This is a genomic window from Nitrospira sp. Kam-Ns4a (assembly GCF_965152595.1).
Genome location: NZ_OZ224218.1, coordinates 898,361 through 913,105, shown reverse-complemented (window position 1 = coordinate 913,105; position 14,745 = coordinate 898,361). Strand labels below are relative to the sequence as shown.

Below are 14,745 nucleotides of genomic sequence, written 5' to 3'. Positions count from 1 at the left end.
TACTCCTTTCGTCAAGCCCACATCGCTGAGTAGGCAGCGAGCCACGCGACGACAGGACCGGCGCACGCAGCGGATCGTGGGGGTTCCGCGAGACTCTGGCTCACTTCGCACTGCGGCCGGCCCTAGGCAGCAGCGTGTCGAGGAGGCTAGGCGGGCCCTCTTGATAATCGGGTGGGAAGAGATTGAAGCGGCGCCAGAGCTCATACCACAGGGGGACCCGGTTGAGGATGACCCAGCCCATCACCTTGGTGCCTTGACGGACATGGGACTGGTCGGGCCAGGGCCGGTCGTTCGGGTCCGGCACGACCCAGAACCGGAAGTTGCCCTTGCCGTCGTCCACCTGGTCCACGACCTTGATGACGCCGCCGAAGGTCCCGGCCATCAGCTCGGGCCAGGCCGGCAGGGGAATCGCGGGAATGCCGTAGAACAGCAGCCGGACCTTGCGGCCAGGGTTCAGCAGCGGCGCGTCCAGGCCGTCCGCGAACAGCTCGACCGCCTTGTCCGCGCTGGCGGGGGAGATCCGGACGAGCCGGTCGCCCTGCCGGACCGTCTCTCCGGCGCCGACTTGCGCCATCCGGACGACGGTGCCGTCAATCGGGGCGATCACGCGGCTGGCGATCCGGCGCTGCGTCGCGTTCGACAGGCGCAGCGCCACGTCTGCGAGCTGGTCCGCCGCCCGCGCGGCTTCCGCGAAGGCGCCGGCGCGGGCCGCTTCGGCGTCGAGTAGGCGCTGGAGAACCTCTGCCTGCACCTGGTCGCGGCCGAAGCTGAGGGCCCGCATGGCCTGTTGGGCGGCCTTCAGGTTCGCCTCTGCGGCCTGCAGGTCGGCCTTGGTGCCGATGGCGGCCTGGATCGAAAGCTCCAGCTCCCGCTGGGAGACGAGCCCCTGCTCCGCCAGGAGCCGATGCCGGTCCACGTTCAGCTCCGCCGTGTCCACCGCGATCTTGGCGGCAGCCACCTTCTGTTGCGCTTCCCGGACCTTGTTCTCGGCCTCGACCACCCGCGCGCTGGCGGACGGCACGGCGGCCTTGACGAGGTTCTGCATCTCCGCGATCCGCTTTTCCAGTTGGTTGGCGCGCTCCAGGGCTGCCTTCCGGGTCTGCTCGAGCGCGACCTTCCGCTGCTCGAGCTGGACGAGCAGGTCCGGGGCCATGTAGAGGGGGTCCACGTCGTCGAGCTCCAGGATCAGGTCCCCCTGCTTGACCCGGGCGCCCTCGAACACGTGCCACTTCTTGATGCGGCCGGTGATCTGGGCTTCGATGTCCTGGGGGCGCTCGTAGGGCGAGTAGGCCGACAGTGAGCCGGTCGCGGTGATCGTCTGGGTCCAGGGGACGAACGCGATCAGCAGGAAGAAGAAGATAAGGACCTTGACGGCCATCCGGCCGTAGCGGCGCAGGTAGTCAGGGATGCGCACCAGCTCCCAGGCCTGGAGCTGCGCCGAGGTGGCGAAATCGTCTATGGCAATGTCCTCGATCCCAGTGGGATGGGTGACCAGCGACTTGAGCTTGCCTGTGAGGCTATCCTGAAACCGGGCCATCTCCGACCTCGCGCCGGGCGACGCTGGCGGCCTCATCATAGAGGATTCGCTCGGGCCGGTCAAATCCGGCCCCCGGCTCCGCGCCGGGACCGGGAACGGGCGGAATGGGCCCGCGGTCCGCGCTCGGCATAATCCAAAGGTGTCGGGCGAGGTGCGCCCAAAGCCCTATCGAATGAGGCGAAAGGTTGCTTGAAAGTCCCGCGCAACCTGGCTAGGATACGGCCTCGTGCGCTAGGGAGGCCTTGGGCCGCCTGTCCAGGCTGCACATCGGCGGGCGGACCCTCCTGGGGTCAAGTTTCTCGAAAAAGCACACGGCGGTAGGGTCGCCGGCGTTCTCCAACGAGAAGGTCGGTGACAGTGCAAGCCAGCTCATCGGTTCCGGTTCAGGCCGGAACGGAGGCTGGCTTTTTTTTTGGGGCTGGAGCCTGTATGGCCGAATGGGCGGAGGAGGCTGCGGGCGGACCTGAGCTGCTGACGGCCGCGGAGCGAGCCCATCTCCGGGCCTTGGTCACGCAGGCGAGCGAGGCCGTTGCCCGGAACTGGCCTGTCCGCACGATCATTGCTCGGAACCCGCTGGAGGGGTACGAGCATCTGCCGTTCGACCGGGCGGTGCGGCACGGCCTGGAACTGTTCGGAGGGCGCGGCTACCTGACGACCGACGAGTATCGGACGCTCTACCGCCAAGGCCGAATCGCGCGAGAGGATCTTCTCCAGGCGCTGCGAGACTGGTCACCCCTCGCAGAGATCCCATCGCCTGTGGGCATCGGCCCGCATCGCTTTGAGCCGCTTGAGGTCGCGTTCCTGTCCCTCGTCCATGGGGTGGAGGCTCCCGCCCCAGCGGGGCCGTCCCTGTCCGGTCCGTCGCCGGGAGCGGCGTTCGAGACGGACCTGTGGGAGGCTGCGCTGGCGCAAGCGGCTAGGCTGTCGCGGGATCCGACAGAGCCTCGGCCGACCCGCGCGACGCCCGACCCGGACGAGCTGACATGTCGCAGCGAGCTGTTGCGGGGGCGCGCCGGCGTCCAGCTCAACGAGCTGGTGAACCAACAGGCCATGAAATGGTGCCGGGCCTTCCTGGATGAAGGTCTGGCCGCCTGGCCCATGCCGAACCGGCAGCAGGGCTTCTTCCGCGCCTGGCGCAGCCTTGCGGCCCATGATCGCTCCATGGTCTTTCATGGAGTCCGGACCTGGCCGCTGCTCATCCAGGCCATTGCGGCGAAACCTGAAGACTGCATCGCCTGGTGCCTCCGCAACTTGAAGGTCCCGGAATCGGCCTGGCTCCAGTACCTGCTGCGCCACTTCGTGCAATTGCCGGGCTGGGCGGGGTTCATTCGGTGGCGGTCCCTCCAGCCGGGCTATCCGATGCAGCGCGGCTGCCCGATCGACCCCACGGACTATGTGGCCGTCCGGCTGGTCTACGAGGTGGCCTTGGTGGACGCGCTGAGCGGAACCGAGGGAGCCAGCGAAGGCCCCCGTCCTACCGCCCGGGAGACCCGGGTTGACCCCGACGAGGGAGGTCACCTGTCCAGAGCCCGGCTCCTGTTTCACCTGGCGCAAGGGCTGGGGATCTCCGGGCCGGCGCTCCGCCGGGCCTCGGTGGAGGAATGTCAGGCCTTGCTCTCCGTCCTCGATGCCGTGCCACCCGAGCAGCACGAGCCGATCTGGCAGGAGGCGTACGAGGGGACGTACCGTCGCGCGCTGCTCGCGCAAGTCGCGCAAGCCGCACGCGCGGTCCCGCGGCTCTCCTCCCCTCCTGCCCGGCCAACCGCCCAGGCAGTCTTCTGCATCGATGTCCGCTCGGAAGTATTTCGTCGGCATCTCGAAGCGCAAGGGGCGTATGAAACGCTAGGCTTTGCTGGGTTCTTCGGCGTGGCGCTGAGGTTCCGTCCCTTCGATCAGGAGGGGGAGCAACTGTTGTGCCCGGTGCTCATCTCGCCTAAGCACACGGGAGTCGAGATTCCTAAACCGGGACAGGATGAGCGGCTGCGGCGCTATCTGGGAGGATCGCGCTGGGCGGGCGGGTTGCGCCATCTGGTGCACGCCCTCAAGGCCCACCCGCTCGCCTCGTACCTCGTGGTAGACCTCGTCGGGCTCGTCTATGGACTGGGTCTCCTCGGCAAGACGCTGCTTCGGTCGGTGACTCGCTGGCTCCGCGAGATGGGAGGACAGTGGATGCTCCCCCCAGTGGCCACGGCCATTGCGGTTGCCCCGCAAGCGGGCCAACGGGAGGCGAAAGCTGCGGGGTTGTCTCCGTCGGAGCAGGCCGCCTTCGTCGAGACCGCCCTGCGCCTGATGGGCCTCACCCAACGGTTCGCGCCTCTGGTGGTGTTCTGCGGCCACGGGAGCACGTCGGAGAACAACCCGTTGGCCGCCGCGCTGGATTGCGGGGCTTGTGGCGGCAATCCAGGGGGCCCGAACGCCCGCGTGCTCGCGGGCATGGCCAACCATCCGGCGGTCCGGCGGCTGCTGCGCGAGCGTGGCATCGCGATCCCGGACGACACGTGGTTCGTCGCGGGCCGGCACGATACGACCCTGGATCGGGTGACGCTCTACGATTCGGAAGACGTGCCGGAGAGTCACCGGAGGGCGCTCGCGGACCTGCGCGTCGCTCTAGAACGAGCGGGGCTGGCTGCAGCCCGCGAGCGTTGCCAGCGGCTGCCTGGAGGGCGCCGGGTCTCCACGCTCCAGGAGGCCGCTCGGCACGTGCGCCGGCGCAGCGCCGATTGGGCGCAGGTCCGTCCCGAGTGGGGCCTCTCGGGCAACGCCGCCTGCGTGATCGGGAGACGGGGGCTGACCCGCGGGCTGAATCTGGAGGGGCGGGTGTTTCTGCATTCCTACGATCCCGCACAGGACGAGCACGGCACGTACCTGGAGTTTCTGATGACCGCCCCGTTGCTCGTCATGAAGATGATCAATCTCCAGTATTACTTTTCCGCCGTGGACCCCTGGACCTACGGGAGCGGCAGCAAGGTGCTGCACAACGTGGTCGGCGGCGTGGGTGTCATGCTGGGGCGGGAAAGCGATCTCCAGACGGGGTTGGCCCTCCAATCGCTGACAGACGGGTCGGCCCGCGTGCATGAGCCCCTGCGGTTGCTCGCGATCATCGAAGCGCGGACGGGCGTCGTCGAAGCCATCATCGGGCGGCATCGGGAGCTGCGCGAGATGTTCGACAACCAATGGGCCCGGCTCGTGACCGTTGATCCGGTGACGGGCGAGAGTTGGCTCTATCGGCCTGGCGGTCGCTGGATGCCCTGCCCGGTGCGGTCGGAGGCGGCATGAAGGACCTCCTGACGCGGGCCGCCCTGCTCTTCCTGCTCTGGTTCGTGCTCTCCGGGCAGAGCGACCTGTTTCATCTGGGGGCAGGCCTGCTGAGCGCGTTGGCTGTGGCGTGGCTCGCCGCGCACGGCCGGGGCGGCGAACCCGGGCCGTTCCCCTGGAGGCGCTTGCTGGTGTACCTCCCCTGGCTGTTCGCGCGCATCGTGCTGAGCAACCTGCATGTCGCCGCGCTGGCCTTGGACCCCCGCCTGCCCATCGCGCCGCGGCTCATTCGGTATCGGACCGCGCTCGCGGAGCCCGCGGCCAGAGTGCTGTTGGCCAATTCCATCACCTTGACGCCGGGCACCATCACGGCTGAGCTGGACGGCGACGAACTCGTGGTCCACGCGCTGGACGAGGCCTCGGCCTCGGATCTGGAGACGGGCTTGCTCGAGCAGAAGGTCGCCTGGGTCTTCGCGCGCACAGGATGAGTTGGATGCACAGCCTGCTGCTCGGCGTGTTTGTGGCGCTGGTCGTGTTGATGGTCGTCTACCTCTACCGGATGGTCCGGGGGCCGACCCTCTTCGACCGGCTGCTCGGGCTCAACGGCCTGTCTGGCAAGGTGACCGTGCTGATGCTGGTCATCGGGACGCTCTACGAGCGCCTGGACATGTTCGCCGACATCTCGGTCGGCTACGCGCTGCTCAACCTGATCGGCGCGGTGGCGGTCACCAAGTACCTCGAGCTGAAGGGGGTACCGGCGGAGGCGCCGGCACGGGCGTCCCGGGAGGTGAGCCGATGAAGCTCGTCGGCTTGCTGTTGGTCCTGGTCGGGCTTGGCTTCGCGACGGTCGCGGCGGTTGGCCTGCTGCGGTTTCCCGATGTGTACAGCCGGTCGCATGCGGTCGGGATCAGCGATACGCTCGGGCTGACCCTCCTCATCGTGGGGCTGGCGTGCTACGAGGGCCTCACGCTCACCGCGCTGAAGCTGCTCCTGATCGTGGGGTTTCTCTTGCTGGTCAATCCCGTGATCTCGCACGTGACCGCGCGGGCCGCCTTGCGGTGCGGGCTGCGGCCCTGGACGCGCCAGGAGCGATGACGCGATGAATCTCTGGGTCAACAACTCATTGCTCGTGCTCCTCGTGCTGACGGCCGGCGGGGCGATCCTCATGCGCGATTTGATCGGTGCGGTCTTGATCCTGGCCTGCTACAGCTTCGTCCTGGCCCTCATCTGGGCCGCCCTGGGGGCGGCGGACGTGGCGTTTACCGAGTGCGTGGTCGGCGCCGGGCTCTCAACGGTGTTTTTTCTGCTCACCCTGTTTGCCACCTCGCCCGTCGAAGTGCGCCAGCCGCGCCCGCGGCACCCCTGGCTGGCCGTGGCCGGGCTGGTGGCCCTGGGAGGCCTGCTGGTCCTCGGGGCGCGCGATCTGCCCCGCATCGGCGATCCGCTCTCGCCGCCCAACGTCCATGTCTCCCCGGCCTACCTGCAGCGAAGCCTGGAGGAGACGCGCACGCCGAGCGTGATCACCTCCGTCATTATGGACTATCGCGGGTTCGATACGCTGATCGAGACCACCGTGATCTTTGCGGCCGGGATCGCTGGGTTGCTGCTCCTCCGGAGAGACCATGGACCGTCCCCATGACAGCCTGATCGTGCAGATGGTGGCCCGCGCGCTCGCGCCGGTCATTCAACTCTACGCTGCCTATGTGCTGTTCCACGGACAGGTCAGCCCGGGAGGCGGCTTTGTCGGCGGCGTGGCCTTCGGCGCGACGTTGCTCCTCGTGCTGCTGGTCTTCGGGAACGGACGCGACGAGCGGTACATCCGGCAGATGGCAGCCTGTGGCGAAGGGGTGGGCCTGCTCTTCTTTGCGGTGGTCGGAGGGGCATGCTTCATCGGCCTAGGCGAGTACCTGAACTATGCCAGTCTCCCCGTCTTGGGGATGGATGTGCCCACGCGCCGATACCTGGGGATCCTCCTCACCATGGTGGGTGTGGCGGTGGACGTGGCGGTGGTGGGCATCTCGATCTTCTTCAGCTTGTCGTCGCCGGCTTCGGAGGACCCGACGCATGATTGACGACTGGCTCGGTCGCACCAACTTTCTCGTCTTTGTGTTCCTGTTCCTCTGGGGGCTGTCCATCATGCTCACGCACCATCATCTCGTGAAGAAGCTGATCGGGATGTACCTGGTGCAGACCAGCGTGATGCTCTTTTTTCTCACCCTCTCCGCCAAGGTCGGCGGCACGGTGGCCGTGTTGCTCCCGACCGCCGGACCGGTTCGCCCTGAAGATTACGCGAACCCCTTGCCGCCTGCGCTCATGCTCACGGCGATCGTCGTCGGTGTGGCGACGTTGGGAGTCTCCCTTGCGCTCGTCATCCGGATCTATCGTCGGTACGGCACGCTCGATGAGGCGGAAGTCTATCAACGGATGCAGGAATGACGAGGCACCTTCCCGTTCTGCTGTTCTTGACCCCCTTCTCCACCGGGGTCGCCATGCCGGCCGTGGCATTGGTGCGGCCGACCTGGTGCCGCCCGCTGGCCCTGGGGGCGCTCGCGGTGATGTGCGGGGTCGCCGGCGTCGGCGTCTCGGTCGTGGCCCAGGCGGGCCCGGTGCACTACGCGTTCGGTGGCTGGGCCCCTCCGCTCGGGATCGAATGGGTCCTCGACGGCTTGAGCGCCGTGGTGCTGCTGCCGATCAGCGGGATCGCCTTCGCGGCGGTCTGGTACGGAGGGCCCACGCTGAGCCAGGATCTGGCCGAAAAGACCATGCCGTTCCACACGCTCCTCCTGCTGCTAGTCGCCGGCCTGACGGGGATCGTGCTCGCGGCCGATTTGTTCAACATCTTCGTGTTCGTCGAGGTGACGTCCCTGTGCGCGTACGCCCTGGTCGGTATGGCGGGCGCGGCGGCGCTGATGGCGGCTCTGCGGTATCTGATCCTGGGGACGCTGGGAGCGTCGCTCTATCTGCTCGGGGTAGCCTATTGTTACGCGGCGACGGGGACGCTGAACATGGCCGATCTCGCGCAGCGGCTGCCAGGGCTCCTGGAGTCTCAGGCGGTGCTCTGGGGACTGGTGCTGATGATGGTCGGCTTGAGCATCAAGATGGCGCTGGTGCCCTTGCATGGCTGGCTCCCGGACGCCTATACCCATGCCCCGGATGCCGTCAGCCCGCTCATCGCCCCGCTGGTGACGAAGGTGGCCCTCTACGCTACGGTCCGGATTCTGTACTGGGTGGCCGGCGTCGACCTCGTGCGCGACCACTTGCCGCTGCTGGCGTATTGGGGCTGGCTCGGTGCGGTCGCGACGCTGGTCGGAGCGTTGCTGGCCTTGGCCCAGCAGAATCTCAAGCGGATGTTCGCCTACGCCGGCGTCTCCCATCTGGGGCTGGTCGTGCTCGGGATCAGCCAGGGTACGCCCACCGGCCTGGCCGGCGGCGTCTTCTATCTCATCGTTGATGCGGTCATGCAAGCGGGGCTGTTTTTCTTCGCCGGGGCGGCGATCCGGCAATGCGGCGCCTCCGAGCTCGATGCGCTCGCCCGGATGCGGGGGGGCATGGCCTGGACCCGGACCCTCCTCGTGCTCACCGGCGTCTCGATGGTGGGGTTCCCCCCGACCGGCGGATTCTTCGGCAAGTGGTACCTGGTCCTCGGCGCCCTCGAGGCCCGAAACTACGCCGCGGTGATGGTGATCCTGGTCGTCACGTTGGTGACGCTCGCGTATTTCGCCAAGGTGTTTGCGCGCGTGTTTCTCGAGCCGGCCCCGGCGGAGGCTCAGCCTGCGGCGGAGGTGCCCTGGCCCATGCGCCTGAGCATGGGGATCGTGATCGCGGGGATTTTGGGGTTAGGGCTCTTCAGCGACGCGATCATCGGATTCCTCGGCGACCTGGTCGTCCCAAAGGGCGTATGACCGCGCACTACGCATGGCTCCCGTTCCTCCCGCTGCTCGCGTGTGCCGCCATCGCGCTGAGAATGCACCGCCTTGCCGGGCCGAGCCACCGCGTGGCCATCGCCGCCGTCGGCGCGTCCTTTACCCTGTCGGTGGCGGCGCTCCTCCGCGTGGCCGCCGTCGGCCCCTTCGTCGTGCCGCTGGGCACCTGGCTAAAATCGGGGGCCCTGGTCGTGGCGGCCGCGTGGCAGTTCGATGGCTTGTCCGTCGTGCTGCTGGTGCTCGTGACCGGCGTGAGCGGCCTGGTGCACGTCTTCGCCTGCCGGTACATGGAGGGAGATCCCCGCTATGACCTGTTCTTTGCCGTGCTCGCGCTCTTCACCGGCTCGATGCTGGTCCTGGTGCTGAGCACCAATCTCCTCCAGGTGTACATGGTCTGGGAGATCATGGGCCTCTGCTCGTACCTGTTGATCGCCCATGCGGGAGAGCGGCCGGCGGCAGCGCAGGCTGCCACGAAGGCCTTTCTCGTGAACGGGGTGGCGGACTTGGGCCTGGCCCTGGGCATTGTCCTGGCCTACCGGACATTCGGCACGCTCGACCTGCCCGCCATCCTGGAGGCGGCGCCGGGCAAGGCCAGCCAGACCGTTGACCTGCTGGGTTGGGCGGGACTACACGGGCCTACCCCAACCCTCGTGCTGATCGGCATCCTCTTCTTCTGCGGGGCGATGGGGAAGTCGGCGCAAGTCCCCCTGCATGTCTGGCTGCCCTATGCGATGGAGGCGCCGACGCCCGTGTCGGCGTTGATCCATGCCGCGACGATGGTCAATGCGGGCGTCTATCTGGTGGTGCGGCTGGGGCCGCTGTACCAGCAGGCCCCGGCGGCCATGGTCCTGGTCGCGGTCGTCGGGGCGATCACCGCGCTCTTCGCCGCGGTCGTAGTCCTTACGCAGAGCGACATCAAGCGCATCCTGGCCTACTCGACAATCAGCCACCTAGGCTTCATGATGCTCGCGGCCGGGGTGGGCGCGCCGCTGGCCGCGATCTTTCATCTCGTGGCGCACGGCCTGTACAAGGCGTTCTCGTTTCTCGCGGCAGGAAGCGTCGTGGGGCACCTCCCGGCCGCGCATGCGCCCGCGGCGCGTGCGCCGGAGTCGCTCCCCGTCAGGGTGAACCCCGGCCTGCTGGTGCTCGCCTTGCTCCTGGCCCTGCTGCCCCCGCTGTTCCTCTATGCGACGCCGTACCGGCATCTGTGGACGGCGGCGACCGGATCGTTCGCCCGGCCTGTATTCTGGGCGGTCAGTCTGGTGGCCGTCTTCCTGACCGCGCGGGCCTGCGTCGGCTGGCTGGTCCGCGCCCATGACCAACCGATCCCCTCAGGATGGGAACCAGTGCGCGGGGTCTACGAGGATCGCCAGTGGCTGTTTTCTCCGCGCGTGCTGGGAGCCGGCGCGCTCGGCGCCGGCCTGCTCTTCGGGGGATTCGCTTGGTTCTGTTCCGCCTCCACCGCGCTCCTGGCGCCCGCGCTGCTGCCCGGTCGGGCCGAGGCCGGTCTAGCGGTGGGCGCGTTCAAGGGGCTGGCCGCGGGAGCCGCCGCGGCGCTCGCCGGCTGGGCGGCCGGGGCGGTCGGCGCGGTCAGATTGAGGCGCGTCGGCGTCCGTCCGGGTGTCGCCGCCCGGCTGGCCGAGTGGAAGCGCCGCCTGTATGTCCACGCCCTGAACGCCGGCTATCTGGACGAGGCCTATGACCGGTGGGTCGTGCGGCCCTGTCTGCGTTGGGCCCATCGGCTGTGGACCCTTCTGGAAGCCCGGGTCTTCGACCGGGGCGTGGCTCAGTTTGCGGAGCTCCAGGTCTCCCTGGCGTCTTGGCTGTGGCGGCGTGTGGATGTGGGCGGGGTCAATCGGAGTATTGACGGGCTGGCCTCTCGGAACGTGGAGGCTGCGCATTGGCTCTGGCGCACGGTGGATGTGGGGGGAATCGATCGGACGGTGGACCGCCTCGCCCGGCAGCATGAAGCGGCGGCCTGCTGGCTGTGGGAAACGGTGGATGTGGGGGGCCTCGACCGGACGAGCGAGGCGGTCGGGCGCGGCGTGGCCCGGTCCGGTCTGTTGTTGCGGCGCGTCGAGCCGCGCCTGCTCCAGTACCACGTGCTCTTGCTCATCGGCTCGCTCGTCGTGGTGATGGGGCTGGTGCTCTGGATGGTGCACTGATGGCCTGGCTGGCGGATCATCTCGTCACGTGGATGGCGGTCCTCCCGCTCGCGGGCGTGGTGCTGCTGGCGTTCCTCGAGCATCCGCAGGCCCTCCGGCGCGTGGCCCTGGCCTTCACGCTCCTGGACGTCCTGCTCTCGCTGGTGCTGTGGCACGGGTTCGATCCGTCGAATCCGGCCCCCCAGTTCGTGGACCGGGTGCTCTGGATGCCGACCTTCCATGTCCAATACGCCGTCGGGGTGGACGGCATCAGCCTGCCGCTGCTGCTCTTGACCTCGTTGCTCTCCCCGCTCTGCGTCCTCTGCTCCTGGCGGGAAATTACCACGCACCTCAAGGCGTTCCTGATGCTGATCCTGCTGGTCGAAGCCTCGATGATCCTGGTCTTCGCCGCTATGGACCTGTTCCTCTTCTTCATGCTCTGGGAGACCACGACCATTCCCATGTACTTCATCATCGGTCTGTGGGGGGGCCGCCAGCGGATCCAGTCCGCCATCAAGTTCGCCCTGTACAGCCTCACCGGCAGCCTGTTGCTCCTCGTTGGCATCCTGGCCTTGTATCTGGAGGGCGGCCACACCTTCGACCTGCAAGAGCTGGCGGCGCCGCACGTCGGCGTCGAGGTCCAGCGGTGGATCTTCGCCGCGCTCTTCATCGCGTTCGCGATCAAGACTCCGATGGTGCCGTTCCACGCCTGGCTGCCCGACGCGCACACCGAGGCGCCGACGGCCGGCAGCGTGCTCCTGGCCGGCGTGTTCTTGAAGATGGGCGGCTATGGCTTTATGCGGATTTGCCTGCCGGTGTTGCCCGCGGCCACCGCCGCCGTCACGCCGCTGGTCCTCTGGCTGTCGGTGCTCGGCATCCTGTACGGCGCGTACATGGCCCTCGCGCAAGCCGACCTGAAGCGGCTGGTCGCCTACTCCTCGATCTCCCACATGGGCTTCGTCACGCTGGGCATCTTTGTCGCGAATACGCAGGGGCTGCAAGGCGCGTTGCTCCAGATGGTCAACCATGGGGTCACGACCGGGGCGCTGTTCCTGGCGGTGGGGCAGGTCTACGAGCGCACCCACAGCCGGATGATTGCGGACTACGGCGGATTGTTGCGGCTCATGCCCCGCTTCACGGTGTTCCTGTTCGTGTTTGCCGTGGCCTCCTTCGGTCTGCCGGGCACGAACAATTTCATCGGGGAGTTTCTGGTCCTCGTGGGCACGGCCACGCGCAGCTATCCCATGGTGATCCTGGCTGTCGTGGGGATCCTGCTGGCGGCGGCGTATATGCTCTGGATGGTCCAGCGCGTGGCGATGGGGCCGGCCCACCAGGTTGGTCACGGCCCGCTGCCCGATCTGGACCGGCGCGAGATGGCCATCTTGCTCCCCTTGATCGTCCTGGTCTTCTGGGTCGGGCTCTACCCGCGGCCGGTGTTGGGGTTGATGGAGGCCAGCATCACCCTCCTGGTGGAGCATCTCCCGGTGGCGAGCAGCGGCTAGCGAGCGAGCGGCAGGGCACCATGAAAAAAATCGAACTCATCGTGGAAGGAGACCTGCTCCGGCATGTCGAGGATCTGCTGGACCGGCTCAAGGTCACGGGCTATACCGTGATTCCCAACGTCGCGGGCAAGGGGCATCACGGGGTGCACGAGAGCGGGCACCTCTTTAACGAGGTGCACAGTCAGGATCTGATCATGACCGTGGTGCCCGAGGAGCTGGTCGACGCGATTGTCGCCGGGGTCCTGCCCCTCTTCGAGAAGCATCCGGGTGTCATGTTCATTTCCGACGTTACCGTGGTCCGTCCCGGATACTTTCAGAAGTAGAGGGCGATTCTCACCCGATGCCGGATGTGCCTCCCCAGGTGCTCTTCGGTTGGCCGGCGCCCGTCGTGGCCACGGCCATTCTAGTGGCCACGTACGCCCTGATCGTGGCGGACCGGCTCAATCGCGCCGTCGTGGCGTTGCTAGGCGCCAGCCTGGTCATCGCCTCCAGGGTCCTTGACCAGGACCAGGCCTTCCGGGGGATTGATTTCAACACCATCGGCCTGCTCGTGGGCATGATGATCCTGGTGGCGATCATGAAAGAGACGGGCGTCTTCCAGTTTCTGGCCGTCAAGGCGGCCAAGGCGGCCCGCGGGCATCCCTGGGGCATTTTGGCGATGTTGGCGACCGTCACCGCCGTGCTCTCCGCGTTTCTCGACAACGTCACCACGGTGCTGCTGGTGGCGCCGGTGACCCTGCATATCGCGAACGAGCTGCGCCTCGATCCGTACCCCCTGCTGTTTGCCGAGGTGAACGCTTCCAATTCCGGGGGCACCGCGACGCTCATCGGCGATCCACCCAACATCATGATTGGCTCGGCCGCGGGCTTGAGCTTCAATGACTTCGTCCTCCACCTGACCCCGCTCATCATCGTGGTGTTCCTCGCCACCCTCGGGCCTCTTTGGCTGGTCTACGGCCGCCATCTCACCGTCGCAGAGGACGCTCGGACGCGGCTGCTGGCCTTCGACGAGTACAAGGCTCTTACCGACTGGCCCTTGCTCTGGCGGTCGCTGGTCGTCTTCGGGTGTGTGCTGGCGGCCTTCGTGCTCGCGCGCCTCCTCCACCTGGAGCCGGCCACCATCGCGCTCGCCGGCGCGGGGGTCCTGCTCTTGCTCGTGACCCTCGGCCTGGGGCGGGAGCAAGCGGCGCAGAAGCTCCACGAGATCTTCAGCCAGGTCGAATGGGTGACGATCTTCTTCTTCTGCGGTCTCTTCGTGATCGTGGCGGGTGTGGAGCACGCGGGGCTCCTCAAGGTGCTCGCTCGGTGGACGTTGGACTTCACAAGAAACGACTTCACCCTCACCGCGCTCGCGGTTTTGTGGGTCTCCGCGTTCCTCTCCGCCTTCATCGACAACATTCCGTTTGTGGCGACCATGATCCCGATGATCAAGGACATGCTCCCCGCGTTTCAGGAGGCCGGGATCCCGGCCGACCGTCTGACCGGCCTCTGGTGGGCCCTCTCGGCCGGGGCATGCTTGGGCGGCAACGGCACGTTGATCGGAGCCTCGGCCAACCTGGTCGTGGCCGGGATCGCGGAACGGAACGGGATTCCCTTCCGGTTCTTCTCGTTCATGAAAGTGGCGTTTCCGATCATGCTGCTCCAGGTGGGGATCAGCATGGGGTATCTCTGGCTCCGGTACCTCTGATCGCGGCGCGGGGTCCGCTCGAGCCGCGGCAGCTTCACCTTGACCCGCGCGACACGGGACGCTAAGGTGTCAGGGGCTAGGCGGGATGAGCCCGGTCCGGAGAGGAGGCGCGCATGAGAGGTCAGCCCAAGAGACGGGGGCCGCAGGGAGCTGCGGATGGAGAGGGGCCAGGGGAGGACGCCCCGCTGGTCGGCGTCCTCGGAGGGAGCAGGAGCGACTTCCCGGTCCTGGAACAGGCGGTGGCGGTGCTGACTCAGCTCGGCGTGCCCAGTGAGCTGCGGGTCGTCTCCGCGCACCGCACCCCGGACCGGCTGTTCGACTACGCCGCGCACGCCCACGAGCGGGGGATCGAGGTCATCATCGCCGGGGCGGGCGGCGCGGCCCACCTGCCCGGCATGCTGGCGGCCAAGACGCATCTGCCGGTGATCGGCGTGCCGATTCCGACGGAGCCTCTGCGCGGCCTCGACTCATTGCTCTCGATCGTCCAGATGCCGCGCGGCGTGCCGGTGGCGACCGTCGCGATCGGAGGCGGCGAGAACGCCGGCCTGCTCGCGGCCCAGATCCTCGCGGGGCACCACAAGGACGTGCGGGAGCGGCTCATCGAGTATCGCCGCGCCCAGACACAGGCGGCTGTTGCCTCGTCCCCCGAGATGCAGCCGGCGCGCCCGGCCGGCAGGAGGCGGCAGAGGCGCTAGCG

General features: G+C 67.7%; 14 protein-coding genes. 13 read left to right on the top strand and 1 reads right to left on the bottom strand.

The features are described from left to right. Positions 1–100 precede the first annotated feature (100 nt). Positions 101–1,537, bottom strand: a complete 1,437-nt coding sequence (locus ACWHYQ_RS04545) for an HlyD family secretion protein (protein ID WP_447974554.1) — start codon at positions 1,535–1,537, stop codon at positions 101–103. A gap of 429 nt (positions 1,538–1,966) precedes the next feature. Here ACWHYQ_RS04545 and ACWHYQ_RS04540 point away from each other — a divergent pair, with 429 nt between their 5' ends. The 13 genes from ACWHYQ_RS04540 to purE all read left to right on the top strand — a co-directional run bounded on the left by ACWHYQ_RS04540 (position 1,967) and on the right by purE (position 14,743). After that, positions 1,967–4,813: a DUF2309 domain-containing protein gene (locus ACWHYQ_RS04540; RefSeq protein ID WP_447974553.1), complete on the top strand. Its 2,847-nt coding sequence runs from the start codon at positions 1,967–1,969 to the stop codon at positions 4,811–4,813. Continuing rightward, positions 4,810–5,280 (top strand): Na+/H+ antiporter subunit E, encoded by a 471-nt coding sequence (locus tag ACWHYQ_RS04535; RefSeq protein WP_447974552.1) that lies wholly within the window; start codon positions 4,810–4,812, stop codon positions 5,278–5,280. The genes ACWHYQ_RS04540 and ACWHYQ_RS04535 overlap by 4 nt, the downstream gene beginning before the upstream one ends. 5 nt (positions 5,281–5,285) lie before the next feature. After that, entirely contained in the window at positions 5,286–5,591 is a 306-nt protein-coding gene (locus ACWHYQ_RS04530) for a monovalent cation/H+ antiporter complex subunit F (RefSeq protein ID WP_447974551.1), read from the top strand. Further along, positions 5,588–5,887: a monovalent cation/H(+) antiporter subunit G gene (mnhG, locus tag ACWHYQ_RS04525; RefSeq protein WP_447974550.1), complete on the top strand. Its 300-nt coding sequence runs from the start codon at positions 5,588–5,590 to the stop codon at positions 5,885–5,887. The genes ACWHYQ_RS04530 and mnhG overlap by 4 nt, the downstream gene beginning before the upstream one ends. A 4-nt stretch (positions 5,888–5,891) precedes the next feature. Then, positions 5,892–6,431 carry a DUF4040 domain-containing protein gene (locus tag ACWHYQ_RS04520; protein ID WP_447974549.1) on the top strand — a complete coding sequence of 180 codons (540 nt, stop codon included), beginning with the start codon at positions 5,892–5,894 and terminating at the stop codon, positions 6,429–6,431. Then, positions 6,415–6,864, top strand: coding sequence for an MnhB domain-containing protein (locus ACWHYQ_RS04515; protein WP_447974548.1), 450 nt, complete (start codon positions 6,415–6,417; stop codon positions 6,862–6,864). Before ACWHYQ_RS04520 ends, ACWHYQ_RS04515 begins: the two co-directional genes overlap by 17 nt. Next, complete coding sequence (locus ACWHYQ_RS04510) at positions 6,857–7,228, top strand: sodium:proton antiporter (protein ID WP_447974547.1); 372 nt, start codon at positions 6,857–6,859, stop codon at positions 7,226–7,228. Before ACWHYQ_RS04515 ends, ACWHYQ_RS04510 begins: the two co-directional genes overlap by 8 nt. Next, the gene (locus ACWHYQ_RS04505) at positions 7,225–8,694 is read left to right on the top strand and encodes a complex I subunit 5 family protein (RefSeq protein WP_447974546.1); all 1,470 of its coding nucleotides are present in this window, start codon (positions 7,225–7,227) and stop codon (positions 8,692–8,694) included. Before ACWHYQ_RS04510 ends, ACWHYQ_RS04505 begins: the two co-directional genes overlap by 4 nt. Then, positions 8,691–10,880 (top strand): NADH-quinone oxidoreductase subunit 5 family protein, encoded by a 2,190-nt coding sequence (locus ACWHYQ_RS04500; protein WP_447974545.1) that lies wholly within the window; start codon positions 8,691–8,693, stop codon positions 10,878–10,880. The genes ACWHYQ_RS04505 and ACWHYQ_RS04500 overlap by 4 nt, the downstream gene beginning before the upstream one ends. Further along, a complete protein-coding gene (locus ACWHYQ_RS04495) occupies positions 10,880–12,361 on the top strand; it encodes a complex I subunit 4 family protein (protein ID WP_447974544.1) in 1,482 nt (493 codons plus the stop codon). The genes ACWHYQ_RS04500 and ACWHYQ_RS04495 overlap by 1 nt, the downstream gene beginning before the upstream one ends. Positions 12,362–12,381: 20 nt before the next feature. Further along, on the top strand, positions 12,382–12,684 hold the full coding sequence (locus ACWHYQ_RS04490; protein ID WP_447974543.1) for a P-II family nitrogen regulator: 303 nt from the start codon (positions 12,382–12,384) through the stop codon (positions 12,682–12,684). A 17-nt stretch (positions 12,685–12,701) separates the two neighbouring features. After that, entirely contained in the window at positions 12,702–14,048 is a 1,347-nt protein-coding gene (locus tag ACWHYQ_RS04485) for a sodium:proton antiporter (protein WP_447974542.1), read from the top strand. Positions 14,049–14,161: 113 nt separating this feature from the next. Then, positions 14,162–14,743 (top strand): 5-(carboxyamino)imidazole ribonucleotide mutase, encoded by a 582-nt coding sequence (gene purE, locus ACWHYQ_RS04480; protein ID WP_447974541.1) that lies wholly within the window; start codon positions 14,162–14,164, stop codon positions 14,741–14,743. Positions 14,744–14,745 lie beyond the last annotated feature (2 nt).

Bases quoted from the DNA above. Each gene is read 5' to 3' on its own strand.
- ACWHYQ_RS04545 (WP_447974554.1), bottom strand. From the start codon at position 1,537: ATGGCCCGGTTTCAGGATAGCCTCACAGGCAAGCTCAAGTCGCTGGTC.
- ACWHYQ_RS04540 (WP_447974553.1), top strand. From the start codon at position 1,967: ATGGCCGAATGGGCGGAGGAGGCTGCGGGCGGACCTGAGCTGCTGACG.
- ACWHYQ_RS04535 (WP_447974552.1), top strand. From the start codon at position 4,810: ATGAAGGACCTCCTGACGCGGGCCGCCCTGCTCTTCCTGCTCTGGTTC.
- ACWHYQ_RS04530 (WP_447974551.1), top strand. From the start codon at position 5,286: ATGCACAGCCTGCTGCTCGGCGTGTTTGTGGCGCTGGTCGTGTTGATG.
- mnhG (WP_447974550.1), top strand. From the start codon at position 5,588: ATGAAGCTCGTCGGCTTGCTGTTGGTCCTGGTCGGGCTTGGCTTCGCG.
- ACWHYQ_RS04520 (WP_447974549.1), top strand. From the start codon at position 5,892: ATGAATCTCTGGGTCAACAACTCATTGCTCGTGCTCCTCGTGCTGACG.
- ACWHYQ_RS04515 (WP_447974548.1), top strand. From the start codon at position 6,415: ATGGACCGTCCCCATGACAGCCTGATCGTGCAGATGGTGGCCCGCGCG.
- ACWHYQ_RS04510 (WP_447974547.1), top strand. From the start codon at position 6,857: ATGATTGACGACTGGCTCGGTCGCACCAACTTTCTCGTCTTTGTGTTC.
- ACWHYQ_RS04505 (WP_447974546.1), top strand. From the start codon at position 7,225: ATGACGAGGCACCTTCCCGTTCTGCTGTTCTTGACCCCCTTCTCCACC.
- ACWHYQ_RS04500 (WP_447974545.1), top strand. From the start codon at position 8,691: ATGACCGCGCACTACGCATGGCTCCCGTTCCTCCCGCTGCTCGCGTGT.
- ACWHYQ_RS04495 (WP_447974544.1), top strand. From the start codon at position 10,880: ATGGCCTGGCTGGCGGATCATCTCGTCACGTGGATGGCGGTCCTCCCG.
- ACWHYQ_RS04490 (WP_447974543.1), top strand. From the start codon at position 12,382: ATGAAAAAAATCGAACTCATCGTGGAAGGAGACCTGCTCCGGCATGTC.
- ACWHYQ_RS04485 (WP_447974542.1), top strand. From the start codon at position 12,702: ATGCCGGATGTGCCTCCCCAGGTGCTCTTCGGTTGGCCGGCGCCCGTC.
- purE (WP_447974541.1), top strand. From the start codon at position 14,162: ATGAGAGGTCAGCCCAAGAGACGGGGGCCGCAGGGAGCTGCGGATGGA.